Annotated in this window: 25 protein-coding genes; 20 read left to right on the top strand and 5 right to left on the bottom strand. The window is 48.8% G+C overall.

Annotated elements, in window-relative coordinates; translation table 11 throughout:
* Window position 1 precedes the first annotated feature (1 nt).
* Complete coding sequence (galU, locus tag ACOTSW_RS15640; RefSeq protein WP_423680008.1) at window positions 2-877, top strand: UTP--glucose-1-phosphate uridylyltransferase GalU; 876 nt, start codon at window positions 2-4, stop codon at window positions 875-877.
* Window positions 878-995: 118 nt separating this feature from the next.
* A complete protein-coding gene (gene def / locus ACOTSW_RS15635; protein WP_423680007.1) occupies window positions 996-1,529 on the top strand; it encodes a peptide deformylase in 534 nt (177 codons plus the stop codon).
* Between the two features lie 143 nt (window positions 1,530-1,672).
* Here the strand turns inward: def and ACOTSW_RS15630 are convergent, their stop codons facing one another.
* From ACOTSW_RS15630 to map, 3 genes are read right to left on the bottom strand one after another with little or no spacing between them, the layout of a single operon-like run.
* The gene (locus tag ACOTSW_RS15630; RefSeq protein WP_423680006.1) at window positions 1,673-2,419 is read right to left on the bottom strand and encodes a pseudouridine synthase; all 747 of its coding nucleotides are present in this window, start codon (window positions 2,417-2,419) and stop codon (window positions 1,673-1,675) included.
* Between the two features lie 57 nt (window positions 2,420-2,476).
* Window positions 2,477-5,029 (bottom strand): [protein-PII] uridylyltransferase, encoded by a 2,553-nt coding sequence (locus ACOTSW_RS15625; RefSeq protein WP_423680005.1) that lies wholly within the window; start codon window positions 5,027-5,029, stop codon window positions 2,477-2,479.
* Between the two features lie 22 nt (window positions 5,030-5,051).
* The gene (gene map, locus ACOTSW_RS15620) at window positions 5,052-5,861 is read right to left on the bottom strand and encodes a type I methionyl aminopeptidase (RefSeq protein ID WP_423680003.1); all 810 of its coding nucleotides are present in this window, start codon (window positions 5,859-5,861) and stop codon (window positions 5,052-5,054) included.
* A 316-nt stretch (window positions 5,862-6,177) separates the two neighbouring features.
* Here map and rpsB point away from each other — a divergent pair, with 316 nt between their 5' ends.
* From rpsB to ACOTSW_RS15535, 17 genes are all read left to right on the top strand, one after another.
* Window positions 6,178-6,924, top strand: coding sequence for a 30S ribosomal protein S2 (gene rpsB / locus ACOTSW_RS15615; protein WP_423680002.1), 747 nt, complete (start codon window positions 6,178-6,180; stop codon window positions 6,922-6,924).
* Window positions 6,925-7,058: 134 nt separating this feature from the next.
* On the top strand, window positions 7,059-7,940 hold the full coding sequence (gene tsf / locus ACOTSW_RS15610) for a translation elongation factor Ts (protein ID WP_423680001.1): 882 nt from the start codon (window positions 7,059-7,061) through the stop codon (window positions 7,938-7,940).
* A gap of 156 nt (window positions 7,941-8,096) precedes the next feature.
* Complete coding sequence (gene pyrH, locus ACOTSW_RS15605; RefSeq protein WP_423680000.1) at window positions 8,097-8,813, top strand: UMP kinase; 717 nt, start codon at window positions 8,097-8,099, stop codon at window positions 8,811-8,813.
* A gap of 83 nt (window positions 8,814-8,896) precedes the next feature.
* Entirely contained in the window at window positions 8,897-9,457 is a 561-nt protein-coding gene (gene frr, locus ACOTSW_RS15600) for a ribosome recycling factor (RefSeq protein ID WP_423679999.1), read from the top strand.
* 298 nt (window positions 9,458-9,755) lie between these two features.
* A complete protein-coding gene (locus ACOTSW_RS15595; RefSeq protein ID WP_423679998.1) occupies window positions 9,756-10,574 on the top strand; it encodes a phosphatidate cytidylyltransferase in 819 nt (272 codons plus the stop codon).
* Window positions 10,575-10,578: 4 nt separating this feature from the next.
* On the top strand, window positions 10,579-11,760 hold the full coding sequence (ispC, locus tag ACOTSW_RS15590) for a 1-deoxy-D-xylulose-5-phosphate reductoisomerase (protein WP_423679997.1): 1,182 nt from the start codon (window positions 10,579-10,581) through the stop codon (window positions 11,758-11,760).
* Window positions 11,757-13,124, top strand: coding sequence for an RIP metalloprotease RseP (rseP, locus tag ACOTSW_RS15585; protein ID WP_423679996.1), 1,368 nt, complete (start codon window positions 11,757-11,759; stop codon window positions 13,122-13,124). Before ispC ends, rseP begins: the two co-directional genes overlap by 4 nt.
* Before the next feature lie 70 nt (window positions 13,125-13,194).
* Window positions 13,195-15,543 carry an outer membrane protein assembly factor BamA gene (gene bamA / locus ACOTSW_RS15580; RefSeq protein WP_423679995.1) on the top strand — a complete coding sequence of 783 codons (2,349 nt, stop codon included), beginning with the start codon at window positions 13,195-13,197 and terminating at the stop codon, window positions 15,541-15,543.
* Between the two features lie 79 nt (window positions 15,544-15,622).
* The gene (locus ACOTSW_RS15575; RefSeq protein WP_423682342.1) at window positions 15,623-16,099 is read left to right on the top strand and encodes an OmpH family outer membrane protein; all 477 of its coding nucleotides are present in this window, start codon (window positions 15,623-15,625) and stop codon (window positions 16,097-16,099) included.
* A 3-nt stretch (window positions 16,100-16,102) separates the two neighbouring features.
* Window positions 16,103-17,164, top strand: coding sequence for a UDP-3-O-(3-hydroxymyristoyl)glucosamine N-acyltransferase (lpxD, locus tag ACOTSW_RS15570; RefSeq protein WP_423679994.1), 1,062 nt, complete (start codon window positions 16,103-16,105; stop codon window positions 17,162-17,164).
* Window positions 17,161-17,622, top strand: a complete 462-nt coding sequence (fabZ, locus tag ACOTSW_RS15565; protein WP_186885340.1) for a 3-hydroxyacyl-ACP dehydratase FabZ — start codon at window positions 17,161-17,163, stop codon at window positions 17,620-17,622. Before lpxD ends, fabZ begins: the two co-directional genes overlap by 4 nt.
* Complete coding sequence (gene lpxA / locus ACOTSW_RS15560; protein WP_423682340.1) at window positions 17,619-18,410, top strand: acyl-ACP--UDP-N-acetylglucosamine O-acyltransferase; 792 nt, start codon at window positions 17,619-17,621, stop codon at window positions 18,408-18,410. The genes fabZ and lpxA overlap by 4 nt, the downstream gene beginning before the upstream one ends.
* A gap of 45 nt (window positions 18,411-18,455) precedes the next feature.
* Complete coding sequence (lpxB, locus tag ACOTSW_RS15555; protein WP_423682338.1) at window positions 18,456-19,583, top strand: lipid-A-disaccharide synthase; 1,128 nt, start codon at window positions 18,456-18,458, stop codon at window positions 19,581-19,583.
* Between the two features lie 58 nt (window positions 19,584-19,641).
* Entirely contained in the window at window positions 19,642-20,421 is a 780-nt protein-coding gene (locus ACOTSW_RS15550; protein WP_423679993.1) for a TatD family hydrolase, read from the top strand.
* Between the two features lie 8 nt (window positions 20,422-20,429).
* Window positions 20,430-21,080, top strand: a complete 651-nt coding sequence (locus tag ACOTSW_RS15545) for an ankyrin repeat domain-containing protein (protein WP_423679992.1) — start codon at window positions 20,430-20,432, stop codon at window positions 21,078-21,080.
* A gap of 445 nt (window positions 21,081-21,525) precedes the next feature.
* Window positions 21,526-23,259, top strand: a complete 1,734-nt coding sequence (locus tag ACOTSW_RS15540; RefSeq protein ID WP_423679991.1) for an ABC transporter permease — start codon at window positions 21,526-21,528, stop codon at window positions 23,257-23,259.
* Window positions 23,260-23,367: 108 nt separating this feature from the next.
* Complete coding sequence (locus ACOTSW_RS15535; RefSeq protein ID WP_423679989.1) at window positions 23,368-24,678, top strand: nitrate/sulfonate/bicarbonate ABC transporter ATP-binding protein; 1,311 nt, start codon at window positions 23,368-23,370, stop codon at window positions 24,676-24,678.
* Window positions 24,679-24,770: 92 nt separating this feature from the next.
* On the opposite strand, the gene ACOTSW_RS15530 is transcribed toward ACOTSW_RS15535, so the two are convergent.
* Window positions 24,771-25,574: a hypothetical protein gene (locus ACOTSW_RS15530; RefSeq protein ID WP_186885335.1), complete on the bottom strand. Its 804-nt coding sequence runs from the start codon at window positions 25,572-25,574 to the stop codon at window positions 24,771-24,773.
* 130 nt (window positions 25,575-25,704) lie between these two features.
* Window positions 25,705-26,229 (bottom strand): hypothetical protein, encoded by a 525-nt coding sequence (locus ACOTSW_RS15525; RefSeq protein WP_186885334.1) that lies wholly within the window; start codon window positions 26,227-26,229, stop codon window positions 25,705-25,707.
* A 230-nt stretch (window positions 26,230-26,459) separates the two neighbouring features.
* On the opposite strand from ACOTSW_RS15525, the gene ACOTSW_RS15520 reads away from it, so the two are divergent.
* Window positions 26,460-26,813 carry a YkvA family protein gene (locus ACOTSW_RS15520; protein ID WP_423679987.1) on the top strand — a complete coding sequence of 118 codons (354 nt, stop codon included), beginning with the start codon at window positions 26,460-26,462 and terminating at the stop codon, window positions 26,811-26,813.
* The last annotated feature ends 45 nt before the right edge of the window (window positions 26,814-26,858 follow it).

The following is a 26,858-nucleotide window of genomic DNA, read 5'->3' as shown; positions in this document are numbered from 1 at the left end:
AATGAGAAAAATTAAAAAAGCCGTTTTCCCTGTTGCCGGTTTGGGCAGCCGTTTTTTGCCGGCGACCAAGGCGCAACCAAAGGAAATGCTGCCTATCGTTGATAAGCCGTTGATTCAGTATGCGGTCGAAGAAGCAGTGGAAGCAGGGATTACAGAAATGGTGTTTATCACCGGACGGAACAAACGTGCGATTGAAGACCATTTTGATAAAGCCTACGAGCTCGAAAGCGAGCTGGAGGCCGCTGGCAAAGAGGCTCTGCTTGATCTCGTACGCAATGTGATTCCGAAAAGCGTCAATTGTATTTATATCCGTCAACCTGCAGCACTTGGACTTGGTCACGCGGTGCTGTGCGCCCGTCCGGTGATCGGCGATGATCCTTTTGCCGTTTTGCTGGCCGACGATCTGATGGATGCTGATGAGGGCCAGCCATCGGTCATGGCGCAGATGACGAAACAATACGAGGCTGAGGGCGGCAGTATCATTGCTGTACAGGATGTGCCGCGTGAGTTCACCCGTCAGTACGGTATCGTCAGCGGTACTCCGTACAAAGACAGACTGGAACGCATGCAGGGAATTGTTGAAAAACCGATGCCGGATGTCGCACCTTCCACGCTGGCAGTGGTCGGACGTTATATTCTGTCCGGTCGTATTTTCTCTTACCTCGAAAATCTGGGTAAGGGATCTGGCGGTGAAATTCAACTGACTGATGGCATCGCAGCGATGCTCAAAGATTTTCCTGTTTATGCATTCCGTCCGGCAGCGACCCGTTATGACTGCGGCTCTAAACTCGGTTATCTGAAAGCCAGTGTGGCACTTGGTTTGAAACACAAAGAAACCAGCGCAGAATTTAGCGAATTCTTAAAATCGATCAAGTAATCAGCCACATAATTGCAGCGTGACCAGGTCATTACGACCTGGTCTTTTTTTTGTGTCTTTTTTAAACTGATGTATCTTGGCTGTCGCGATAGCTATCAATCTGAAGTAAGGAAAAAACATGATCCATCCGATTTTGAAAATGGGCGATCCGCGTTTGTTGCGCGTCGCAGAGCCAGTCACACAATTTGATACGCCCGAACTGCACAAGTTGATCAGTGAGATGTTTGAGACCATGGTTGCAGCGAATGGCGCAGGTCTGGCGGCACCACAAATCGGCGTGAATCTGCAATTGGTTATTTTTGGCTTTAAATCGAATCCGCGCTATCCCGATGCACCCGTTGTACCGGAAACAGTATTGCTCAATCCCGTGCTGACACCACTCAGTGACGAAACCGACGAGGCCTGGGAAGGGTGTTTATCGGTACCCGGAATGCGCGGGCTGGTACCGCGCTGGTCGTCTTTGCGATATGAAGGTGTCGATCAGTTTGGTCATCCTATCCGTCGTGACGTCGATGGTTTTCATGCGCGTGTCGTGCAGCATGAATGCGATCATCTGAACGGCATTTTGTATCCGATGCGGATCCGCGATATGACGCAATTCGGTTTTACCGAAGTCTTATTTCCAGAACTGGACCCGGCAGACGACGATTAATCCTGCATCAGGCTTGGCAGGGCTCAAATATACTCCCCCGGAGTATTATTTACAGCCCTTATTATTTAAGGACATGAGGTGTAAAAAGACAAAAACAGGGGGGAGTATCTTATTCAGCGATATCAGATCGTGCTTTTTAGCGATCAAAATTGTTCGTCTTCACGCAGATAGCGCCATTGTCCTTCAGGTAAATTACCCAGTCTGACTTTACCGATCCGCACCCGTTTTAATCCAAGAACGCGCAAGCCCACCATATCGCACATGCGGCGAATCTGGCGTTTTTTCCCTTCACGCAAAATGAAATGCAACTGATCTTCATTTTGCCAACTGACTTTGGCAGGCAGCAATTTCTTACCGTCGAGTGTCAGACCATGATTCAGACGACGCAAATCTGCGTCAGGTAATCTGCCCGGCTTTGTATAAGCCACCCGTACCAGATATTCTTTTTCGACGACTGTATTTTCACCAATCAGTTGTTTAGCAATCCTGCCATCCTGCGTCAGCACCAATAAGCCAACGGAATCAATATCGAGGCGGCCGGCAGGTACCAGGCTGCGTAACTGGGTAGGATGAAATGCCGTATTGACCTTACATTCTGACCAGCGGTTTTCCGGCTTAATCAGTGCAATCGCCGGTGTATAACCATCTTCAGCCTGACCGCTGACATAACCAACCGGTTTGTTAATCAGCACAGTGACGCGCTTGGATTGTTCTGCCGCAGCTTGCCGTTCAACCGTGACTTTTTGATGGGGTAATACTTTGCTGCCGAGTTCAGAGATAACTTTACCATCAACGCGCACCCAGCCGCGGGCGATCCATTCATCCGCTTCACGGCGGGAGCACAGTCCGAGTTCGGACATGCGTTTTGAGAGTCTTACTAATTCTGTCATGGTGAAATATCAGGCTGTGAATCCGGATAATACAAGTCCGGAAAAAAGGAGGCGAGTTTACACCCTTAACGCTTCCAGCAGGTCAGTTTCAAACTGAATCTGGGTGCGTGCACCTTGCAATGCTGCGCCATCAACGATAAACACGTCTTCAACCCGCTCACCCAAAGTCATGATTTTTGCGGTGTGCAGATTGATTTTATATTTCGTCAGTACCTCTGCAATCGAATACAGTAGACCGTTTTTATCATTCGCAGAAATCGACAATAAATAATACTGGCCTTTTTCATCCGGCCGTAAATCCACCGTTGGCACAATAGGGAAATTACGCGACATGCGCGACAGCCGGCCGCGATTCGGCGGCGATAATGGCGTTTGCTGTGCCAGTGATTCGCTCAGTTCGTGTTCGATCAGGTTAATGATGTCGCGGTACTGGTGTGCAAAGCTGGGTTCGCTGACCATAAAGGTATCGAGGGCGTAACCATTTTTACAGGTGTGGATTTTGGCGTCGAGAATATCGAAATTTTTACTGTCGAAATAATTGCAAATCCGTGCGAATAAATCCGGCTGATCTTTGACATAGACGGTGATCTGAAGGCCTTCGCCTATCGTCGATAAACGGCATTTCACGACGGGCGTGCTGCTGTCAATTCTGTCGTATAACACCCGGGTCTGCCAGGCAATGTCAGACGCATCGTGACGCAGAAAGTAACCGACATCGAGTTGTTGCCAGAGCTTTTCATGCGCATCGGGCGGAATGCCGACCAGGCGCAGCGCTTTCAGTGCATCGTTCTGGCGATTTTTTAATACGCTGTCTTTCGACGGTGCTTCGCCACCAAGCACGCGCAAAGTCATGCGATACAGATCTTCCAGCAGCTTGCCTTTCCAGGCATTCCATACTTTCGGGCTGGTGCCTCGGATATCGGATACTGTCAGCAAATACAAGGCGGTCAGATGACGTTCGTCTTTGACTAAATTGGCGAAATTCAGTACCACGTCCGGATCGGATAAATCCTGTTTTTGCGCGACCTGTGACATGGTCAGATGGTTCTGCACCAAGAAAATCACCAGTTCCGTATTCGCGCGATTGAGCCCGTGATCATAGCAAAACTTTTTCGCATCGGCCATTCCAAGTACGGAATGGTCACCGCCGCGACCTTTGGCAATGTCATGGAACAGCGCCGCAATATACAGCACCCAGGGTTCATCGAAATTGGCAATCAGCTGACTACAGAATGGATATTCATGGGCGTGCTCAGGCATCGTGTAGCGGCGCAGATTGCGCACGACCATCAGAATATGCTGATCGACGGTGTAGGCATGAAACAGATCGTGTTGCATCTGCCCGATAATCCGCCGGAAATTAGGCAGATAACGGCCGAGTATGCTCATCTGATTCATGCGCCGTAATGCATGGGTGATACCCTGTGGTGCTTGCAATATCTGTAAAAACAGTGAGCGGTTGAAAATATTGTGTCTGAATTCAGCATCAATCAGTAAGCGTGCATGCCACAGTGCCCGCGTTGTCCTTGCTGTCATGCCTTTCAGCTCGCTATGACGCGCCATGACGAGGAAAATTTCCAGCAGGGCAGAAGGGTTGCTCTGAAACGTGTCATCGGAGGCGATATCGATGAAGCCATTGACCTCATTAAAGCGTTCATTAATCGGGCGTGGTACCGATGGCTGTGGAAACAGAACGGCCTCTATATTTTGCAGCAGTATCAGATTCAGCTGAGTAACCGCTTTGGCAGCCCAGTAATAGCGCTGCATCAGATACTCGCTGGCACGTCGCGAGTCTGTCGTTTTGAATCCGAAAGATTCTGCAATCGGTGTCTGTATATCAAAGATGAGCCGGTCTTCGCGCCGTCCGGAAATGATGTGCAGGCGAGCACGTATGTCTTTGAAGGCGCGCTCATTGCGCTTGAGCTGATGTGCCTCGGTATTCGTGATCAGACCGCGGTTAGCGAGTTCGCGCCAGGAGTTGCCAAGATTGGCTGCCCGGGCGACCCAGAGTATGACCTGCAGGTCGCGCAGACCGCCCGGACTTTCCTTACAATTCGGCTCCAGACTGTAGGGCGTATCTTCGTATTTGACATGCCGCTGCCGGAGTTCCAGCAATTTCTCCTGAAAGAATTTCTGCGGATTCATCGCTTCTGCATAGCGCTGCTGCAGATTCCGGAACAGGCTGCGGCTGCCACAAACCAGACGCGCCTCAAGCAGGCTGGTCTGTACGGTAATATCTGCAGCAGATTCCTGTAGGCATTCATCAATAGTACGTATGCTGTGTCCAATATCAAGGCCAATATCCCAGAACAGCTGCACCAGACACTCAAGTTTGCTTTGAGTTTCCGGTGTCGGTGCTTTGTCGAGCAGGATCAGAACATCAACATCGGAATGGGGGAAAAGTTCACCGCGGCCATAGCCGCCGACTGCGACCAGCGAACATTCTTTGGGAACCCCGAAATGCTTCCAGATCTTTTCCAGCACATGATCCACGCTGCGGCATAATCCTTTCAGCAGCAGTTCAGCTTTGTGATTGTCATTAAACGTCTGGATTGCTGACGCTTGCGCTGCTCTGATCTCTTCTTTGAATGCAAGTGCTGGTGAAAGCATTGTTCCGGTTCGCTTTGTAAGTTTATACGAGTTGAATGTAGTCAGGGATAGGTGGATAGCCAGCTGACAGGGTCAGAATTTCGTAACCGGTTTCCGTGACGAGTACCGTGTGTTCCCATTGTGCAGATAAGCTGCGGTCTTTGGTGCGTATGGTCCAGCCGTCGCCCATAGCGCGAATCTCGCGCCGACCGGCATTAATCATGGGTTCTACCGTGAAAATCATGCCTGCCTCCAGTCTTTCCATGGTGCCGGGCTTACCGTAATGCATCACCTGAGGCGCTTCGTGGAAAACTTTGCCGATACCATGTCCGCAAAACTCGCGGACCACACTGTAACCAGCATTCTCAGCATGTTGCTGAATCACATGTCCGATATCACCCAGATAAGCGCCTGGCTTGATTTTTGAGATGCCCAGCCACATGCATTCGTAGGTAATCTGACTCAGGCGCTTGCTTAAAATGGATGGTTCACCGAGTAAAAACATGCGGCTGGTATCTCCGTGATAACCGTCTTTTATTACCGTGATATCCAGGTTAACGGAGTCGCCGTTTTTCAGCACCTTATCACCGGGAATACCGTGACAGATCACGTCATTGACCGAAGTGCAGATGGCTTTCGGGTAAGGGGTGTAACCAGGGGGGCAGTAGTTCAGCGGAGCCGGAATCGTGCCCTGCACATTCACCATATACTCATGGCAAAGACGGTCAAGCTCGCCGGTTGTGACTCCAACCTGAACAAACGGCGTGATGTAGTCAAGAACTTCAGACGCGAGTCTGCCAGCAATGCGCATACCGGCGATATCTTCCGCGGTTTTAATTGAAATGGATTCCATATTGTTTGTAGTAGGGCAGCGATCGCCGATGGGACTGTCACGCGTCGCTGCGTGGGAAAGTGCGATAAAAAAAGTGCTATCAGCAGAGTAGTCGCCAATTATAGACGTGAAAAGCCTGTCTGTCGCAGTGAAGTCAACTTCATACTTGAGAAGAATCGCAATTTCATAGTAGAATAGATGGTTAGCTTGTAAATGAATGCAAATTTCTTATAGGTTAATTCATATTCTTATCAATCGAATCCGGTCGAAAAGGGTGTCTTTCTGCTCCGGCGGCGAGATCACTGGCTGGATTCAAGACCTAACCCTGGAGTTTATTATGTCCGTAACAATGCGTGAAATGCTGGAAGCTGGCGTGCACTTTGGTCACCAAACCCGTTTTTGGAATCCAAAAATGGCACCGTACATTTTCGGTCACCGCAACAAGATTCATATCGTTAATCTGGAAAAAACACTGGCTTTGTACCAGGAAGCGATGAAGCATATCCGTCAATTGGCTGCAAACCGCGGCACAATTCTGCTGGTTGGTACAAAACGCCAGTCTCGCGAAATCATCGCTGCAGAAGCGCAACGTGCAGGTATGCCTTACGTTGATCAACGTTGGTTGGGCGGTATGCTGACTAACTTCAAAACAGTCAAAACATCGATCAAGCGCCTGAAAGAAATGGAAGCAGCGATTGAAGATGGTTCTGTTGAGAAGCTGTCTAAAAAAGAAGCGCTGATGTTTGAGCGTGAAATGGTTAAACTGCAAAAATCGATTGGCGGTATCAAGGATATGGCTGGCATTCCTGATGCAATTTTCGTGGTTGACGTTGGTTACCACAAAGGCGCGATCACTGAAGCAGCTAAACTGGGCATCCCTGTTATCGGTGTGGTCGATACTAACCACTCTCCTGAAGGTGTTGCTTACATCATTCCTGGTAATGATGACTCCTCCAAGGCAATTGCTTTGTATGCACGCGGTGTCGCTGATGCAATCTTGGAAGGCCGTGCAAACGCGGTAAATGAAGTTCTGGAAGCAGTAAAACCAGGTTCTGACGAGTTTGTGGAAGTAGAACAAGCGTAATTTTTGTTCGGATAGAGAGCTCCGGGTTGATGTATGCCTGGAACGCGAAAAATGGGGCAACAGTCGTTCGCCCCTTTTTTTAAACAAAATTTGATGATCAGTGCTGATTAGCACTAATGATTTAGGAGAAATACATGGCAGCGATTACAGCAGCGATGGTTGGTGCTTTGCGTGCAAAGACAGATGCACCAATGATGGAATGCAAAAAAGCTTTGACAGAGGCTGATGGCGATATGGATCGTGCAGAAGAGATTCTGCGTGTAAAACTGGGTAGTAAAGCATCCAAAGCGTCTTCCCGTGTGACTGCAGAAGGCGTGGTAGCATCCTATATTTCCGGTAATGTCGGCGCCTTGATCGAAGTCAACTGCGAAACAGACTTCGTGACAAAAAATGACGACTTTATCGCACTGGCGAACGCTTGCGCTAAGTTGATCGCTGAGCACAACCCAGCTGACGTGGCTGCTTTAGGCGCGTTACCACTCGATGGTAAGACAGTAGAAGAAGTCCGGGCAGCACTGGTTGGTAAAATCGGTGAAAACATGTCCATCCGTCGTTTTGCACGTTTTGACACTCCAGCTAAACTGACTTCTTACCTGCACGGCACACGTATCGGTGTTGTTGTTGAATTCGAAGGCGCAGACGAGCAAGTTGGTAAAGACGTCGCAATGCATATCGCTGCGATGAAACCAGTTGCTTTGTCGACAGAACAAGTACCTGCGGAATTGATCGAAAAAGAACGTTCAGTTGCATCTCAGAAAGCAGCGGAATCCGGCAAGCCAGCGGATATCGTTGAGAAAATGGTAGAAGGTTCTGTACAGAAGTTCCTGAAAGAAGTTTCTCTGTTTAATCAGCCTTTCGTTAAAAACGACAAACAAACTGTGGAGCAAATGCTCAAATCAGTTGGCGCGAATGTAAAAGCGTTCACGATGTTTGTTGTTGGTGAAGGCATCGAGAAAAAAGTCGATGATTTCGCGGCAGAAGTGGCAGCTCAGGTGGCTGCGGCAAAACAAGCGTAATCAGGCGTAATAAAAAAACGGGCCGAAAGGCCCGTTTTTTTAAGCTCAGAAAAATAACTCGAGCATTATTTGGCTTGGATGTCACATCAACCGTGAGCAAACCAAATAATCGCTTATGCAAATTCAATTTCTCAACTTTCCAGAAGGAGTCCTATCATGACTAAACCTGCCTACAAGCGCGTGCTCTTGAAGCTCTCTGGCGAAGCCCTTATGGGCGATGATTCATTTGGCATTAACCGTGTCACAATTGAACGTATGGTGGCGGATGTCGCTGAAATATCCCGCTTAGGCGTCGAGCTTGCTATTGTCATTGGTGGCGGCAATATATTCCGTGGTGTGGCACCAGGCGCGCAGGGCATGGATCGTGCCACCGCCGATTACATGGGGATGCTCGCAACCGTGATGAATGCCTTGGCGTTAGCAGATGCAATGCGCCAGGCAGGCGTAACCTCCCGCGTCATGTCAGCAATTGCGATTGATCAGGTGGTTGAGCCTTATGTCCGCCCTAAAGCATTGCAATATCTGGAAGAAGGTAAGGTAATTGTGTTCGCAGCAGGTACTGGTAATCCATTCTTTACCACCGATACTGCTGCCGCCTTACGCGGATCCGAAATCGGCGCAGAAATCGTCTTAAAGGCGACGAAGGTTGATGGTGTCTATACCGCAGACCCGAAAAAAGATCCGACTGCAACACGTTTTTCCACAATCTCATTTGATGAGGCAATCTCACGCCATTTGCAAGTGATGGATGCAACGGCATTTGCACTTTGCCGCGATCAAAAATTACCGATCAAAGTATTCTCCATCGTTAAACCGGGCGCTTTGAAGAATGTCATTATGGGTGAAGACGAAGGCACACTTGTCCACGTATAATGCAGCGTTTTTGATTGACTGGTTTTACTTTGATAAGAGTCTTTTATTTTTAAAGACTGAGAATTGATGCACAGGAGGGCAGTATGAGCGTAGCAGAAGTTAAAAAAAATAGTGAGCAAAGAATGCAGAAGTCGATCGAGACTTTGAAGGCGGATTTGGCGAAAGTCCGTACCGGCCGTGCACATACAGGCATTCTGGACCATGTGATGGTTGATTACTATGGTGCTCCGACGAATATCACGCAGGTTGCGAACGTGACACTGATTGATGCGCGCACAATCGGTGTGCAGCCCTGGGAAAAGAAAATGCTGAGCACGATAGAGAAAGCGATTCGTGATTCTGATCTCGGCCTGAATCCTTCAAGTCAGGGTGACATGATTCGCGTACCAACACCGCCTTTGACAGAAGAACGTCGTAAAGAGATGGTTAAACTGGTGAAAGCCGAAGGTGAAGGTGCGAAAATTGCGATTCGTAATATCCGCCGTGATGCCAATGAATCATTGAAAAAAATGCTCAAGGAAAAAGAGTGCTCAGAAGATGATGAGCGTCGCGCACAAGACGATATTCAAAAGCTGACGGATAAATTTGTCGCTGAAGTGGATAAGTTGCTGGCTGAAAAAGAAAAAGAAGTACTGACGGTTTAATCGGTCAATTTATTCTCTTATTTTCTATTTTTTTTGGCTCAGATTTTGAACAAAAGGTAAGCAGAACTACTTCTGACTCCTGTCTTTATGAAGATAGGAGTCAGCGGTAGTTTTTTTTTATGCGTATCTGAGGATGCGATTGTTGGCATACTCAGTTTTCTGAGTGAGATATAGCAAGCGCCATTGCGGGTAGGTGCGGCGAAACCGTTTATACTCCTTCCGCAGATCTAATACGTGATTTATTGCACAGTCTTTTGTCAGTCAGTGCAGTACAACCTAATCAGACAGAGAGTCATTGATGTTAAAAACCCGCGTCATTACCGCGTTGATTTTGCTGGCCATTCTGTTGCCGGTTTTATATTCAGGAAATTTCCTCGCTTTTTCAGCAATCGTCGTTGCTTTTTTTGCTGCTGCGATCTGGGAATGTCAGCGTTTATTTAAAAAACCGCTCCCTTTAGTCATGGCTGCAGGATGGTCGGCCTTCTTTGCGTATCTGTTGTTTCATCTTGAAAGTTTTTCTACGCCGTTACTGTTTGCTTTGTGCGTCGCCTTCTGGTTGTTGCGTCTGGTGCCGCTGCTGGCAAAGGGGCTGCCGCCGGAGTTTGGCTTCTCCAACGGTATACTGAGTACCTTATATGGCATCGTCATTTTCGGATGTTTCATCGCGATTGCCGTGCTATTTAAAATGTCGCCTTTGTATCTGCTCTCGGTGATGGCGATAGTCTGGGTTGCGGACATTGGTGCTTATTTTTCAGGGAAAGCATTTGGTAAGCATAAGCTGGCACCGTCCGTCTCGCCCGGGAAATCGTGGGAAGGGGCTATCGGCGGCGGTGTAGCGGTGCTGCTACTGGCAGCTGGATCGGTCTATGTTCCTGCACTGCACGAGACATTCGCGGTGCAGATTTTTCTGCGTAAAGGCTGGTTGGTTTTTGCCGGCGTAATGTGTTTACTGTGTGCTGCAAGTATCGTCGGGGATTTGTTTGAATCGATGCTGAAGCGGCGTGTAGGCATGAAGGACAGCAGCAATCTTTTACCTGGCCATGGCGGTGTGCTTGACAGAATTGATGCGCTGATCCCCGTGTTGCCTCTGGCGGTACTTCTGGATTTATGGCGTTAATAGTATGAACTTACAGCGTATTTGTATTTTAGGATCGACCGGATCTATCGGTGTCTCTACTCTGGATGTGGTTGCGCGGCATCCGGATCGTTATCAGGTATATGCCCTGACGGCGCATACACAGGTGGAGAAACTCGCGGCCCAATGTGTTCAATTTCAACCGCAAGTGGTTGTTGTCGGTTCGGCTCAAGCCGCAGATGTATTGCGACAATTGCTGATCGAAAAAAATTTAGGTCACATACAAATCCAATACGGTCCTGAAGCTTTGTGTGAAGTCGCTTCCGCTCCCGAGTGCGATAGTGTGATGGCTGCCATCGTCGGTGCTGCCGGCTTACCGGCGTCGTTGGCGGCTGCACGTGCAGGCAAGAAAGTTTTGCTGGCAAATAAAGAAGCACTAGTCATGTCCGGTAATCTGTTTATGGACGCGATCAAAAAAAGCGGAGCAGCTTTGTTGCCGATTGATAGTGAACATAATGCGATATTTCAGTGTTTACCGCGCCATTATGATGGTCAGGCAGAACAGCATGGCGTCAGTAAAATTCTGCTGACGGCATCCGGCGGTCCATTTCTGCATCGTGATATTGCCACGCTGGCAGATGTCACACCGGAACAGGCGATTGCGCATCCGAACTGGGTGATGGGGCGAAAAATCTCCATCGATTCAGCCACCATGATGAATAAAGGACTGGAAGTCATCGAAGCCCACTGGCTGTTTTCTGCGCCGGCAGAAACGATAGAAGTCGTGATTCATCCGCAGAGTGTTATTCACTCTATGGTTTCCTATAATGATGGTTCGGTGCTGGCGCAAATGGGAAATCCTGATATGCGTACGCCGATTGCCTATGGACTGGCATTTCCCGAGCGCATCGCGTCTGGCGTTGCGCCATTAGATCTGGTGAAAGTCGCGATGCTCAATTTTGAAGCTCCGGATTTCGACCGTTTTCCTTGCTTATCACTCGCGTATCAGGCGCTCAAAACGGGCGGCTCGGCACCAACAATACTGAATGCAAGCAATGAAATTGCCGTCCAGGCATTTTTAGACAGAAAAATCGGTTTTCGTATGATAGATCAGCTTATTGCGGAGTGTATGGATAAAATTGCTGTCACTCCTGTCCATGACCTTGAGGGCATTCTTGCTGTTGATGCACAAGCCCGCGCTGTTGCTAATGTGCTTGTAACTCAATGAAATTGATTCAGACTATTCTCGCATTCGTCGTCACACTTGGCACTCTTGTGACGATACATGAGCTCGGGCACTACATCGCCGCGCGTTTGTGCGGTGTAAAAGTATTGCGTTTTTCTGTGGGCATGGGGCGCGTGATTTTCTCACGCAAGCTGGGCAAAGATCAGACCGAGTGGGCGATATCACTGCTTCCTTTGGGCGGTTATGTGAAGATGCTGGACTCCCGCGAGCAGGACGTATCGGACATTCCTGCGGAAGACTTGCCCAGGGAATTTTGCCGTCAGTCGGTTTGGAAACGTATCGTGATTGTTGCTGCGGGCCCGGTAGCGAATTTTTTGCTGGCCATCGCTCTTTATGCAGCCTTATATGTCTATGGAATACCTGAGCCGGTCGCCAAAATCCGCGTTCCTTCCTCCACATCAGTAGCTTATCAAGCTGGCTTACGTCACGGCGACCTGATCTCCGCTATTAATGGCAAAGCGATACAAAGCTGGAGTGAAGTGCACTGGGAACTGATGCAACGCGCACTGGAAAAAAATAACGCGGAAATTTCTGTTGTGCGGGTCGCCAGTGATCGATTGGATCAGCCAATACAGCGTGTCATTGAGTTGCCGCTGAAGTCGCTCGAAAGTAAGGATCTGGAGGGTGACTTTATGTCACAACTCGGATTTTCCCTGGCTCGTCCGCCGGCAATATTGGGAGATATTCTGCCGGGTGGTCCTGCAAGTCTCGCCGGGCTTAAAAAAGGTGATCAGGTCCTGAGTGTCAACCATGAACCTGTGCTTGATGGTCTGGCGTTCACAGAGAAAGTGAATGCCTCCGCAGGACAGAGCCTGACGTTGCGTGTTCAGCGTAACGGCCATGAGTTTGAAGTGATCACGACGCCAGTTGCAGAGGAAGTTAACGGAACAAAAATCGGGCGTTTAAAAATCCAGATGATGCTCGCGCCGGAGATGATGGTTGTGCAGACCGGACTGATTGCATCCTTAGGAAAGAGCGTGCAAAAAACCTGGGATACCAGTATCGTCAGTATCAAAATGTTGTGGAAAATGGTGGTCGGTGAGGTTTCACTGAAAAATATTACGGGGCCGCTGACGATTGCCGATTATGCCGGCCAGACTTCCAGGGTCGGGCTAGTCAGTTTTCTCAGCTTTATGGCGTTGATCAGTATCAGCCTCGGCGTCATGAATTTGCTGCCTATTCCTGTGTTGGATGGCGGCCATTTGTTGTATTATTCGCTGGAAGTTTTGACGGGTAAGCCAGTGTCTGAACGCATTACTGAAATTGCGCAACGTGCCGGAGTCGCTTTGCTGATGGCAATCATGGCAGTCGCATTTTTTAATGATATAGCCCGACTAATGTCATAATAGTCAGCTTGATGATAAAAAACTCAATTCTGATCGCCATATTGAGAGTATTGAAAGAACTTTATACCCAATGAAATTACATATCGAGCATTTCACTTTGCCAAAATTTCGTCTTCATTCTATGGCTCTGGCCGCGCTCGCTGTATGTTCCGGCAGCGCATTTGCGATACAACCGTTCACAGTAAAAGATATTCGCGTTGAAGGTTTGCAAAGAACAGAAGCAGGTACGGTATTCAGCTATCTGCCAGTCAAAGTCGGTGAAGTGTTTGATGACGCAAAAAGTACGACTGCAATCAAATCTTTGTATGCGACAGGTTTTTTTAAAGATATTCAGATTGAAGAGCAAGACGGCGTATTGGTGGTGTTGCTTGATGAACGTCCGACTATTGCTGGCGTTGAATTTACCGGCACAAAAGAATTCGAAAAAGATGCGCTGGTAAAAGCACTGAAAGATATCGGTATCGGAGAAACACGGATTTTCGATAAAGCAACGGTTGACCGTGCTGAACAGGAACTGAAGCGTCAGTATTTGTCAAAAGGCTTATACGGTATGCAGATCACGACCACGATTACGCCGATAGAGCGTAATCGCGTCAAAATCACGTTTGCAGTGGAAGAGGGTGAAGTTGCCAGGATTGCGCAAATTAAAATCATTGGCAATAAAGCTTTTTCAGACAGCGAATTAAGAGATCTGATGGCTTTGAATACGCCGACATGGTTCTCCTGGTACACCAAAGCAGACCAATATTCCAAACAGAAATTATCCGGCGATATAGAAACCCTGCGTTCCTTCTATCAGAACCGCGGTTATCTGGAGATGCAGATACTCTCTACGCAGATCTCGATTACTCCGGATAAAAAAGATATCTACATCACGATCAATCTTACTGAAGGTGATAAATACACGATTTCCAACATCAAGCTCGAAGGCGATATGTTCGGCCGTGAGGAGGAACTTGCTTCGCTGATGTTGCTGAAAAAAGGGGATATTTACAGCGCTGCTCGCCTGACGGAAAGTACCAAACGTATTTCTGAGCGTATGGGTAACTTTGGTTATGCGTTTGCAAACGTGACTGCGAATCCAATTCTGGATAAGGAAAAGAAAGAAGTTGCCTTCACCGTTTTTGTTGATGGTGGTAAACGTGTCTATGTCCGCCGTATTAACCTCGCTGGTAATACCCGGACACGTGACGAAGTTATCCGTCGCGAATTCCGCCAGTTTGAAAGCTCCTGGTACGATGGCGAAAAAATTAAAGCGTCGCGTGACCGCGTTGAACGCCTCGGTTATTTCGGCGACGTGAAACTGGAAACGCCTGAGGTGGCGACCAGTGCCGATCAGGTGGACGTCAATTTATCTGTGACTGAAAAACCAACCGGTAATCTGACATTCGGTGCAGGCTACTCCAGTGCAGAAAAACTGACCTTATCAGGTGCCATTCAGCAGGCTAACGTTTTTGGTAGTGGTGACACGATAGGTCTGGAAATCAACACCAGCCGCCAATATCGTACCGTCGCTGTCTCCCATCTGGATCCATACTTTACCGATGATGGTATCAGCCGCAGCGTGGACGCCTATTTGAGAACAACAAATCCGCTGATTGGCAGTACTTATTACTACAAAATTCAGACGACGGGCGGCAATTTGCGCTTCGGTGTGCCGTTCTCTGAAGTTGATACCGTCTTTTTCGGTATGGGCTTTGAGCGGACGAACGTTGAAACAGATGCGACGAGTCCGCTCCCGTACAAAAAATATGTTGCCAGCTACAGTAACGGTACTAAAGACCAGACAGCGCCGGACTACGGTGTAGGCACTGCGACGACGAACTCATTTCCGCTGACGATTGCGTGGCAACGCGATAGCCGTGACAGTGTACTGACACCGACTATCGGTCGTTATCAGCGTGCGAACCTTGAGATTGCGGCTGTCGGTAATTTTAAATATTACCGCGCTATTTATAACGCCCAGTATTTCAAACCAATTTATCGCTCGGTGACGCTCGCATTGAATGGCGAATTTGACTATGGTCACGGTCTGGGCGGTAACCCATACCCTGTCTTTAAAAACTTCTATGCCGGTGGTATTGGTTCTGTGCGTGGCTATGAGCCTTCATCTTTAGGAACTAAAGATTACAATGGCAATTCGACTGGTGGTGCCAGCCGTGTGCTGGGTAATGTAGAATTACAGATTCCGTTCCCTGGTGCAGATAAATCCCTGCGCTGGTTTACATTCCTCGATGGCGGTCAGGTATTTGACGAAGGTCAAAAAATGCGTACGAGTGATTTGCGCTTCGGCGCTGGTATAGGTATAAGCTGGATCTCTCCGGTAGGGCCTTTGAAACTGAGTTTCGGTCGTGCTTTGAATGCGAAACCGGATGATAAGAAACAAGCCTTCCAGTTCCAGATGGGTACAGGTTTCTAATTTAGATTTGCCATAAGTTCGTGTTACGGAGATTATTTTGAGTCAACATATTACCCCGTCCAAATTGTTCCAACGCTTGATGATTTGTGCGGCTTGTGTCGTCGGCGTTGCTCAAGCTCATGCACAGGATTCCAGAGTCGCTATTTTTGATTCGCAGCGAGTGATACGTGAATCTGCACCGGCTAAAGCCGCAGAAGCTAAGATAGAGCAAGAGTTTTCCAAGCGCGGCAAGGATCTGCAGGATCTGGCGACGAAAATTAAAGCAATGGCGGACAGACTGGATAAAGACTCTGCAGTGTTATCAGAGTCCGAAAGAATCAAACGTCAACGTGAGCTGACCGACCTGGATCAGGACTTCAAACGTAAGCAACGTATTTTCAACGAAGATCTGAATCAGCGTAAGAATGAAGAAATTGCCTCTTTAGTTGATCGTGCCTACAAAGTCGTTAAGCAAATTGCTGAAACCGAAAAATACGACATCGTTTTGCAAGACGCTGTTTTTTATAATCCCCGCGTTGACATAACCGATAAGGTTCTCAAAGCGCTCGCTAAATAAGTTATGACCACTACGAGCACTCGGCTGGGGGAATTGGTCGATCGCTTCGGTGGTCAATTAATTGGTTCTCCTGATATCGTTGTGGTTGGCATCGCCCCTCTGAGTGATGCCAATCATACCCACATCACGTTTCTCTCTAATTCCAAATTAAGACAGCAAGCTGCAGCTACGCAGGCAGCAGCATTGATCGTGACTGAAGCAGATCATGCGCAGATTGCGGCAGAATACAAGGGTGCGTGTATTATCACCGCGAACCCGTATGTTTATTTTGCCCGTACTGCGCAGTATTTTGCCTCTTTAACTGCCGTTCATCCTACGGTCGGGGTTCACCCTACTGCCTGGGTCAGTCCACATGCAGTTATTTCAGCTACCGCCAGTATCGGTCCGCATGTCAGCATAGAAGCTGAGGCAATTATTGGTGACGCTGTTGTGATTGAAGCCGGTACCAGTGTAGGTCGTGGCGTCACGATCGGTGATGGTTCCTTAATTCATGCCAATGTCAGTATTTATGATTATTGCGTGATAGGTCAGCGCGCAATTATCCATTCCGGTGCGGTGATCGGTGCAGATGGTTTTGGTTTTGCGAATGAGCGTGGTGCCTGGATCAAAATTCCACAAACCGGTCGGGTATTGATTGGTGATGACGTCGAAATCGGTGCCAACACCAGTATTGATCGTGGCGCACTGGCTGACACCATCATAGAAAATGGCGTCAAACTCGATAATCAGATTCAAATCGGCCACAACTGCCATATCGGCGAACATACTGCAATGGCTGGTTGCGTCGGCGTTGCCGGCAGTGCAAAAATTGGCAAACATTGCACCTTTGGAGGTGCAGCCATGGTGCTGGGACATTTAACGATTGTCGATAACGTCCATATTTCTTCCGGCAGCATGGTATCACGCTCAATACTGGAGCCAGGTCAATATACTGGTTTCTACCCATTGGCAAAGAATGCAGACTGGGAAAAAACAGCGGCGATTGTCCGCAATCTTTCCGGTATGCGCGAAAAAATTCGCCAGCTTGAAAAAACAATTAAAACATTGACTGAAAAATCATCATGAACACACTGAACATTAACGAAATCAAAGAATATCTGCCGCATCGCTATCCAATGTTATTGGTCGATCGCGTATTGGATTGGGAACTGGGCAAGAGCATTACTGCGATCAAAAATGTGACGGCGAATGAGGAATTTTTCAACGGTCACTTCCCGAATAAGCCAGTCATGCCTGGCGTTCTGATGATAGAAGCCCTTGCGCAAACGGCGGCGATACTGTCATTTCTGACGATGGGTCAGAAGCCGGATGAAAAAACCATTGTGTATTTTCTTGGTATTGACGGCGCCCGTTTTAAACGTCCTGTTGAACCAGGTGATCAGTTGAAGATGGAAGTTGAAATCCTCAAAGTAGCACGCGGCATCTGGAAATATAAGGCCAAAGGTACGGTTGATGGTCAGCTCGCACTCGAAGGCGAACTGATGTGCACGATGCGTACGACTGATGATGCAACGGAGAAATAATGTCTATCCATCCAACGGCGCTGATTGATCCCAAGGCAAACCTTGACAGCACGGTTGAGGTTGGTCCGTACGCGATTATCGGTCCGCATGTCAGTATAGGTGCGGGTACAAAAATCGCTGCACACGTTGTGATTGATGGACATACGACGATAGGCAAAGATAATCACTTTCACTCGTTTTCCTCTATCGGTGGCCCACCGCAAGACAAGAAATATGGAGGCGAAGTCACTTATCTTGAGATCGGTGACCGTAATCTGATTCGTGAATTCTGCACATTCAATTGCGGAACAGTGCAGGACAGGGGAATTACCAGTGTGGGCAGTGATAACTGGTTCCTGGCCTACGTGCATATCGCGCACGATTGCACAGTCGGTAATCACACCATTTTCTCGAACAACGCTGCGCTCGCAGGTCACGTTGAAGTTGGTGACTGGGTCATCATGAGCGGATTCTCTGCTGTTCATCAGTTCTGCAAAATCGGGCCGCACGCATTCGTTGGTATGAATACCAGTCTGACGCAGGATGTACCGCCGTTTGTTTTAATATCCGGCAATCCGGCACAGGCGCATGGCGTCAATCTCGAAGGACTGAAGCGACGCGGTTTCAGCCGCGATCAGCTCAATGCGATCCGTCAGTCATACAAGCTGATTTATAAATCCGGTCTGACGCTGGAAGAGGCGAAAGCAGCGCTGGATGAACAGATATCAGCTCTTGCTGCTGATGCAGCAGCACAGGTAAAACTGATGCGAGATTTCCTCGATGCGTCAACACGCGGCATCGTGCGTTAAGGAACACTCGTGTCACTCTCAGTATCATCACGTCCTATCATCTCTATGGTCGCGGGGGAAACCTCCGGCGACATGCTTGCTGCCCGCTTATTATCTGGCTTACGCCCGCGCTTGCCTGATTCACTGATGCATGGAATCGGTGGGCCGCGCATGGCAGAGCAGGGTTTTGTCAACGACTGGCCTATGGATAAGCTGGCGGTACGCGGTTTGTTTGAAGTGCTGATGCACTACCGTGAAATCAGCGGTATCCGTAAAAATCTGAAGCAACAGTTACTGGCGGAAAAGCCGGATGTGTTCATCGGTGTGGATGCGCCCGACTTTAATCTGGATCTGGAAATCCAGTTAAAGCAAGCAGGTATTCCGACTGTTCATTACATCGGCCCGTCGATCTGGGCATGGCGTGGTGGCCGCATTAAGAAAATTGCCGAAGCGGTATCTCACATGCTGGTGATTTTCCCGTTTGAAGAACAGATTTACCGCGAGGCCGGTATTCCTGTGACTTATGTCGGGCACCCGCTGGCACAGGTCATTCCTATGGAAATCGACACTGCGGCTGCACGTGAAGAGCTTGGTCTGGATCCGCGATTTAAGGTCGTCGCCATTCTGCCGGGTAGCCGTGTTTCCGAAATTAAATACAACACCGAAGCATTTATCGGTGCGGCAAAAATACTGATACAACGCGATCCGAATCTGCAGATCGTAGTGCCGATGGCGGGTAATAAACAGCGTAGTTACTACATCAAGCTGGTGGTCGCTGCGCGCCTGGAAGGTGTACCGGTTCTGTTGATTGACGGTCGCTCGCATACGGCAATTGCAGCTGCGGATGCGGTACTGGTTGCCTCAGGCACAGCGTCTTTGGAAGTTGCGCTGTTCAAGAAGCCGATGGTGATCGCCTATAAAATGATGGAAGCATCTTGGCAGATACTGAAACACATGGGCTATCAGCCCTGGGTTGGTTTGCCGAATATACTGGAAAAAGAATTTGTGGTTCCTGAGTTTCTGCAATCTGCCGCCACGCCGGAAGCGATGGCAGATGCGATCTGGCAGCAACTCAATGACGACAACATGCAAAAGAATCTGAAAGACAGATTCACCGCGATGCATCACAGCTTATTGCGCGATACCGCCAATATCTCGGCGCAAGCAGTGTTAGATGTGATCGCACGTAGCTGAAAGCTGCATATCTGTCGTCGATATCGCCTGATCAGGCATTTACCTTAAACTGTTAATTATGTACGTCGATTCTCATTGCCATATCAATTTTCCTGAACTCGCTGAGCGTATGCCGGAAATCATGCAAAAAATGGCGGATAACGGCGTCACCCATGCGCTCTGTGTGTCTGTGGATTTGCCCGATTTCCCGCAAGTGCTGGCCTTAGCGGAGCAATATCCGCATATTTACGCATCGGTTGGCGTGCATCCTGATTATGAAGATACGCCGGAGCCGAGCGCAGAGCAGTTGGTCGAACTGGCGCAACACCCACGCATCATCGCCATCGGAGAAACCGGGCTGGATTATTTCCGTCTGAAAGGTGACCTCGAATGGCAGCGCGAACGCTTTCGTCAGCACATCCGCGCGTCGCGACTGAGCCGCAAGCCTTTGATTATTCATACCAGAGCCGCCGCAGAAGACACGATTCGTATTCTGCGCGAAGAGGGTGCAGGAACTGCAGATGGTGGCGTCGCCGGCGTGATGCATTGCTTCACCGAATCGCTGGAAGTCGCATTGGCGGCGATAGAAATGGGATTTTATATTTCTTTCTCCGGTATTCTGACTTTTAAAAGTGCCAAGGATTTACAAGCGGTCGCCAAAGCCTTGCCACTGGAGCGCATACTCATAGAAACCGATTCGCCTTATCTGGCGCCTGTGCCACATCGCGGCAAAATGAACGAGCCAGGTTTTGTGCGGCATGTAGGTGAATTTCTGGCTGATATCAAAGGCGTTTCCGTCACAGAAGTACAGGAAACCACCACGAAAAATTTCTTCCAGCTGTTTCAGTTCGCTCATTGAGGTTCGTCATGCGCTTAACGCCAGCCGCTTTACTGCTTGCTCTTGCTTGTCTGATGCCGCTCGCAGCTGAAGCTGACGCGTATGCGGATTTTGTTTTTGCTGTGAAATTTAATGATGCGCCTGCTGTGCAGGATTTTTTAAGACGCGGCATGGATACCAATTCAGTAGAAGAATACCGCGGCGAATCGATGCTCATGACCGCACTGCGAAATAACTCCATGCGCGTCGTCGATGTGCTGTTGCAAGCGCCGGATCTGAACATCAATGCCCGCGCAAAAAATGGTGATACAGCGCTGATGGTTGCCAGCTTTCTGGGGAATACTGATGCCGTCAGAAAAATCATTGCCCGTGGCGCCGAGGTCAACCAGCCGGGCTGGACTGCGCTGCATTATGCCGCGGCGAATGGCAGCGTGGAAACCATTGCCGTATTACTCGAACATCACGCCTACATCGATACGGAATCACCGAATAAAACGACGCCACTGATGATGGCAACCCGTTTCGGTAAGCTCGATGCAGTCAGGCTGTTGATAGGTGAGGGGGCTGATCTCACGCTTAAAAATGATCTTGGTATGACCGCCCTCGATTTTGCGAAAGAAAACCAGCATGGCGATCTGACGGCGCTTTTACAACAATCCCTCGCTGCTCAGAAAAAGTAAAAGTACGTCGCTGATTTTTGTTTCGTATTGTTCTGTTTGCGTTGCAGCATATTGTTTATTAACGAAGCCCTGTGTTAAAGTTCGGACTTCTCAATTCTGGAGTTAATTCTGTGGACAGTGATAGTTGTCGATCCCCAATCGACTTTAAACTGGCAATGTAAGCACAGATGCTCTGCTGCTACCTTGCCATCTGGCGGGTAGTGGTTCTTTCAGCGGTTTTATTCAGTATTTCGCTGCACTTCTACTTACCCAATTCGTTTTTTTTCTGACTCTCGTTGTGGTTGCGTTGTTTCGCTCACCACCGCTGCGGAGTAGAATGTATCCATCTATGGTGCTGGCCTGAAAGTCAGCAACAGGGGAGGTAGTTTGTTGCGCATCACCTTATTTTGTCAGTCTTGGTTGGCATCCTCTTTTCTTGCGTATGTCCTGATCTCCGGAGGTACGCATGTTTGAATTATTCCGACTCCGTTCACGCGAAGACGCATTGAATAGCAGCGGTCCGAATCGCTGGGATTGGGCTTTATTGCCGCTGATTCTTGCCCTGTTAAGCATATTTGCGTTTGCAGCAATGCAGATGAGCCGGCCGTTCTCGGTCGGTGAAGCCTTGCAGGTATCACTTGATCCTTTATACCTGCCGTATTACCTGCTGCGCACGATACTGCGCATGTTTACGGCACTCGCTTTCTCGCTGTTATTCAGCCTGATTTTTGCCGCGATTGCGGTCAAATACATCACCGCTGAAAAAGCCATGATTCCCGCGCTCGATATTCTGCAGTCGGTACCGATTCTGGGTTTTCAGGCGATCGCCATTGCGCCGTTTATTGCGCTGTTCCCCGGTAATTTACTAGGGGTTGAATGTGCGGCGATTTTTGCGATCTTTACTTCGCAGGCATGGAATATGGCGTTCAGCCTGTATCAGTCTATGCGTAATGTACCGGCAGAATTACAAGAAGCTGCGCACATTTTCCGGTTGTCGAGCTGGCAGCGTTTCTGGCGGCTGGAGTTGCCGTTTGCGATGCCAGGCTTGCTGTGGAATATGATGATGTCGATGTCAGGCGGCTGGTTTTTTCTGGTGGCAGCCGAAGCGATTTCTGTCGCCGGGCAGGATATTAAATTACCCGGTATCGGCTCTTATATCGCAGTCGCCATCGAAGCAAAAGACGGCCACGCAATTGCCTGGGCCATCGCAGCCATGCTGAGCGGCATACTGCTGTACGACCAATTGTTTTTCCGCCCTTTGCTGGCGTGGGCAGACAAGTTTCGTTTTGAAGAATCGCAAGGTGATACCGCGCAACAATCCTGGCTGCTGGACTGGATGCGCAACAGCCGCTGGGTGCGTACCTGGACCGAGCAATTCTGGTCTTTGATGAGCCATGCGCTGTCGTGGTTCAGCGTCAGTTACGACGGCACCTCAACCCGCGCTGCAAAGAAAACGATCAGCCCGCTGTGGTCTCGTGTTTTTGATGGCGTGCTGATTGTCGTCACCATGCTGGCGATTTACCGGCTGGTGACGTTCATACACAGTGACGTCGGCTGGAGCGAAGTGGTGCACGTCGCCGGGTTGGGCATAATCACGCTGATTCGCGTTATGTTGTTGATTGCGCTGGCATCGCTGGTGTGGGTGCCGATTGCGGTCTGGATAGGTTTGCGCCCGCAGTATTCGCAAAAAGTGCAGGCGGTGGCGCAGTTTCTGGCGGCGTTCCCGGTCAATCTGATGTTTCCGCTGGTGGTGCTGGCGATGGTAACGCTGCATCTGACGCCGAATATCTGGCTTAGCCCTTTGATGGTCTTCGGTACCCAGTGGTACATTTTGTTTAACGTTGTTGCCGGTGCGGCGACGATACCGAATGAATTGCGTCTGGCGGCAGATAATCTGGGCCTCAAAGGCTGGCTGAAATGGAAGCGCGTTTATCTGCCTGCGATTTTCCCGAGTTACATCACCGGTGCGATCACCGCCAGCGGCGGCTCGTGGAATGCCAGTATCGTTGCGGAATATGTCACCTGGGGTAAAACCACGCTGATTGCCGATGGGCTGGGCAGTTACATCAAACAAATGACCGAAGCAGGGGACTTTCATCGTATCGCCCTCGGTATCGGCGTGATGTGTATTTTTGTGATGCTGCTGAACCGGTTTTTCTGGCGCAAATTGTATTTGCTGGCCGAAGACCATATACGCTGATCTGCTTAGCGTGCATCACTATCTGCACATACTGCTCATCCTGCACCTACGCATAACGACCATGAAACGCAGCGGCAATAAACCAGCGCCGCTGTCAGGAGAATACACATGACTCAATCTTTACTGATCGACCTGAATCAAGTCGCCAAATCTTTCAAAGCCACCGATGGCAAATCACGCCTGATTCTGGATAAAGTTGATTTTCAACTCAAAGACGGTGAAATCGTCGCCTTGCTCGGTAAATCCGGCTCAGGCAAATCAACATTGCTGCGCATCATGGCGGGTCTGATTCCCGCCGACAAAGGCAAAGTCGCCTATCGTGACAAAGACATTTACGGCCCGGTTGCCGGTATCGCGATGGTGTTTCAGTCGTTCGCCTTATTCCCTTGGCTGACCGTGCAGCAAAACGTTGAACTCGGCTTAGAAGCGCAGGGCGTGCCTGCGGCCGAGCGCGAACGCCGTGCCGATGCGGTGTTAGAGCTGATCGGTCTGGCCGGTTTCGGCGGTGCGCTGCCACGCGAACTTTCCGGCGGCATGAAACAACGCGTCGGTATCGCCCGCGCACTGGTGACGAACCCCGACATTCTGCTGATGGACGAAGCCTTTTCTGCGCTCGATGTGCTGACTGGCGAAACCTTGCGCAATGACATGCTGAAACTCTGGCAGGATAAAAAAATCTCGACCAAAGGCATACTCATCGTCTCGCATAACATCGAAGAAGCCGTGATGATGGCCGACCGCATTATCGTCCTCTCCAGCGATCCCGGCACTATCCGCTGCGAAGTCAAGATCGATCTGCCGCGCCCGCGTGATGTGGACGCCGTCGAAGTGCGCGCCCTGATTGATGAAGTCTATGGCCTGATGACCATGCGTCATGCGCACGAAGCCACTGCGGACACATCCAGTGCCCGCCATCTTGGCTATCGCTTGCCGGACACCAATGTCAGTCGCATCGAAGGCGTGCTCGATATGCTGGCCGACGTGCCTTTCAATGGCCGCGCCGATTTGCCGCAACTGGCGGAAGAATCCGAATTATCCGACGAAGAATTGTTCCCGACTTACGAAGCACTGAGCTTGCTGGGCTTTGCTGTGCTCGACAAAGGCGACATCATCCTGACCCCGATGGGGCAAAAATATTACGAGGCTGAAAAGAATCACAAACAGGAACTCTTCGGCCAGCAACTGCTGACCCACGTGCCGCTGGCCGCCCACATCCGCCGCAACCTCGAAGCCGAAGTCAGCGCCAGTCTACCCGAGCAGCCACTGCTGGAATTGCTGGAAGAATTCCTCAAAGCCGACGAAGCCAAACGCGTGCTGGAAGTCGCCATCGAATGGGGGCGTTACGGCGAAGTCTATGAATATGACTACCACACGGGGCGGCTGACCTTACCGGAAGATACGGAGCAAAAAGCGGGGTAGGGTTGCAATCAATGAGCAGCGTAGGATGCTGTCGCAGAAGTGGTGCGCATGGCGTACCTTGCGATGTTGTGCATGCTACGCTTGCTCCCTTTTTAATTGAAAAATATTTCCCATGAATTCTCAAAGGCCTCAAGCTGCTTTGGGCTTACTCCCGGCATTTTCGGGTCATTGAGTCCAGGGTGAAACATTTCAGGAGTTTCGTGAAATACTTTTCCAGGCACAATGTAATATTGTGGTGGCGTTCCTGGTGAATTTAATATTACAAAAATATAAACATGGTTAATATTTATTTTGTTTGGTGATATTAAGAACCAATTTTTCTTTCTTAGTGACTTCACTTGAACATTAAATGTTTTATCTGTCGAAGAGTTGTAGGCAAAAATATCGATCGCTTTCGCATTTCCAAAAGTTAGTGATGTTTGAAGGTTTCTTTTTAGCAGTTCTGCTGCAACAAAAAATTCTCCTGACAAACCTGTTATCTGTCCATCTACCCTAGGTTTTTTTTCGGCTGCATTCATACTAATTTCTGTTATGGATTTTTCATCTCGGACAAGAAGTAAGTGATTTATTATATCCATCACAAGTTCTCTGTCTTTGTTGATGTCGGTGTTCTGGTATTGTTCATAGTCACGATTTACCCATGAATCAGTAACAGAAAATCCTATTTTTTTTGGCAATATTTGCAATTTATATATAAGAAACCCAGTCCAGCTGCGATGAAAATTAAGCCAGCCATTGGCGAAATATATAAACCACTTATCTTCCATCTCTTCGGGAATATAGCCTTCCTTTATTTTCAAAAAATCTTCAGCAGTGAAGTTTGCTTCTAAATCTAGAGGAATGCCTGACTGGGGCGCTGGTAGAATTTTCCAAGATGATTGAGTTGCAATTGTCATAAATGTCTAACGCGATAAAGTGATGGATAGCGATACAGAGGCATTAAATCTTTGTAATTAAGCTGTGAAACAATATCTAACCCGGCTTCATTTTTTAAATAAAATGCTTTTAATTTCAATTAAATTTGAATCAATTGAAAGTTACCATGTCAATTGCTTTTGTTAGTTGCGTGAGAGGATAAAAATGCACATCGACATATGTGCCATCAAAATACTGTCCTTTTACAACGGTTCCAATTTCGCCCCAGCGGGTAATCGTTGAATCTGTAATTTTTGTTTCATCTAAAATCCCAACCCGAAACTTATCTGAACTTTCTATGCCGGAAAGCATGTGCCTTCCTTTAAAATAAAATCGAACTTCTGTTTTTAATATAGCTATGTCTTCAATGGACGGGTGCCCCACCAGTTCACGAGCAATATCAATTAATTTCGGAGTTATGAGGTCGCCATTGCTATTGCAAGCAACGTCTGTTATGAAATAACCATCAATTTTTTTAATTATTTTTGGCTTTGTAGATTTATCTTGTTTGGAAAGCTCAATTTTTGCGGCATCAAGCAGTTCTATTCGTCCCTTGGCTGTGGCGTTGATGATTATATTTTCCAGCTCCTGCTTTGAATATTTTCCAGACTGAATTTTTTCTAAAAGATTACTCATGATCTACTCTGCTTAATTGCTAAAAGTACCTTTGAATGGGATGCTACTGTACTGTACTGTAATTACTGCTGAAAAACGATCATTTTTATAAAAACAGGGGAGTATGTGCCATTTTCGCCTTATTCTCAGCGTATTCATTGGGCGATTAAATATACTCCCCCCAGTATTATTTGTCGTTCTGTGGCGTAAAATCAGGGGTGTTGGGATGTTTTTTTGAGAAAGGATGCGCGATGACGACGCCGGAAAATACCGCTTATTCGGACAGCAGTTTCTGGGAAAAGCTCAAAGGCTTTGCGCTGAAGGCGGGGCGTGAGGTGATAGAAAAGGCGCTGTATCTGTACTATGCGGCGCAGCGTCCGGAAACACCGGCGTGGGCGAAGACGGTGATGTATGGTGCGCTGGCCTATTTCATTTCACCGCTGGATGCGATTCCCGATGCGATTCCGCTGGCGGGTTTCAGCGATGATCTTGGTGCGCTGGCGGCTGCGGTGGCGATGGTGTCGCTGTATATCACGGCAGACGTGAAGGCGCAGGCAAAACAAAAATTGCAGAGTTGGTTCGGTAGCGAGGCATCTTCAAGCTGAAGCACGTCAGACCGTCTTCAGCTCATCCTCATACACTCATGGCTC

The organism is Undibacterium sp. WLHG33, from assembly GCF_049544815.1.
In the GTDB taxonomy this organism is placed as follows: domain Bacteria; phylum Pseudomonadota; class Gammaproteobacteria; order Burkholderiales; family Burkholderiaceae_D; genus Undibacterium.
Note: the sequence above shows the minus strand (reverse complement) of the source record. Positions and strands in the feature narration are given on the sequence as shown.

What these genes read in the sequence shown, in the direction of transcription:
- ACOTSW_RS15530 (WP_186885335.1), bottom strand. Translation starts at nt 25,574, where the DNA reads ATGACAATTGCAACTCAATCATCTTGGAAAATTCTACCAGCGCCCCAG.
- lpxB (WP_423682338.1), top strand. Translation starts at nt 18,456, where the DNA reads ATGGTCGCGGGGGAAACCTCCGGCGACATGCTTGCTGCCCGCTTATTA.
- ACOTSW_RS15520 (WP_423679987.1), top strand. Translation starts at nt 26,460, where the DNA reads ATGACGACGCCGGAAAATACCGCTTATTCGGACAGCAGTTTCTGGGAA.
- lpxD (WP_423679994.1), top strand. Translation starts at nt 16,103, where the DNA reads ATGACCACTACGAGCACTCGGCTGGGGGAATTGGTCGATCGCTTCGGT.
- ACOTSW_RS15630 (WP_423680006.1), bottom strand. Translation starts at nt 2,419, where the DNA reads ATGACAGAATTAGTAAGACTCTCAAAACGCATGTCCGAACTCGGACTG.
- def (WP_423680007.1), top strand. Translation starts at nt 996, where the DNA reads ATGATCCATCCGATTTTGAAAATGGGCGATCCGCGTTTGTTGCGCGTC.
- ACOTSW_RS15540 (WP_423679991.1), top strand. Translation starts at nt 21,526, where the DNA reads ATGTTTGAATTATTCCGACTCCGTTCACGCGAAGACGCATTGAATAGC.
- frr (WP_423679999.1), top strand. Translation starts at nt 8,897, where the DNA reads ATGAGCGTAGCAGAAGTTAAAAAAAATAGTGAGCAAAGAATGCAGAAG.
- fabZ (WP_186885340.1), top strand. Translation starts at nt 17,161, where the DNA reads ATGAACACACTGAACATTAACGAAATCAAAGAATATCTGCCGCATCGC.
- ACOTSW_RS15625 (WP_423680005.1), bottom strand. Translation starts at nt 5,029, where the DNA reads ATGCTTTCACCAGCACTTGCATTCAAAGAAGAGATCAGAGCAGCGCAA.
- ispC (WP_423679997.1), top strand. Translation starts at nt 10,579, where the DNA reads ATGAACTTACAGCGTATTTGTATTTTAGGATCGACCGGATCTATCGGT.
- galU (WP_423680008.1), top strand. Translation starts at nt 2, where the DNA reads ATGAGAAAAATTAAAAAAGCCGTTTTCCCTGTTGCCGGTTTGGGCAGC.
- pyrH (WP_423680000.1), top strand. Translation starts at nt 8,097, where the DNA reads ATGACTAAACCTGCCTACAAGCGCGTGCTCTTGAAGCTCTCTGGCGAA.
- bamA (WP_423679995.1), top strand. Translation starts at nt 13,195, where the DNA reads ATGAAATTACATATCGAGCATTTCACTTTGCCAAAATTTCGTCTTCAT.
- ACOTSW_RS15575 (WP_423682342.1), top strand. Translation starts at nt 15,623, where the DNA reads ATGATTTGTGCGGCTTGTGTCGTCGGCGTTGCTCAAGCTCATGCACAG.
- ACOTSW_RS15525 (WP_186885334.1), bottom strand. Translation starts at nt 26,229, where the DNA reads ATGAGTAATCTTTTAGAAAAAATTCAGTCTGGAAAATATTCAAAGCAG.
- rpsB (WP_423680002.1), top strand. Translation starts at nt 6,178, where the DNA reads ATGTCCGTAACAATGCGTGAAATGCTGGAAGCTGGCGTGCACTTTGGT.
- ACOTSW_RS15595 (WP_423679998.1), top strand. Translation starts at nt 9,756, where the DNA reads ATGTTAAAAACCCGCGTCATTACCGCGTTGATTTTGCTGGCCATTCTG.
- tsf (WP_423680001.1), top strand. Translation starts at nt 7,059, where the DNA reads ATGGCAGCGATTACAGCAGCGATGGTTGGTGCTTTGCGTGCAAAGACA.
- map (WP_423680003.1), bottom strand. Translation starts at nt 5,861, where the DNA reads ATGGAATCCATTTCAATTAAAACCGCGGAAGATATCGCCGGTATGCGC.
- ACOTSW_RS15550 (WP_423679993.1), top strand. Translation starts at nt 19,642, where the DNA reads ATGTACGTCGATTCTCATTGCCATATCAATTTTCCTGAACTCGCTGAG.
- ACOTSW_RS15545 (WP_423679992.1), top strand. Translation starts at nt 20,430, where the DNA reads ATGCGCTTAACGCCAGCCGCTTTACTGCTTGCTCTTGCTTGTCTGATG.
- ACOTSW_RS15535 (WP_423679989.1), top strand. Translation starts at nt 23,368, where the DNA reads ATGACTCAATCTTTACTGATCGACCTGAATCAAGTCGCCAAATCTTTC.
- rseP (WP_423679996.1), top strand. Translation starts at nt 11,757, where the DNA reads ATGAAATTGATTCAGACTATTCTCGCATTCGTCGTCACACTTGGCACT.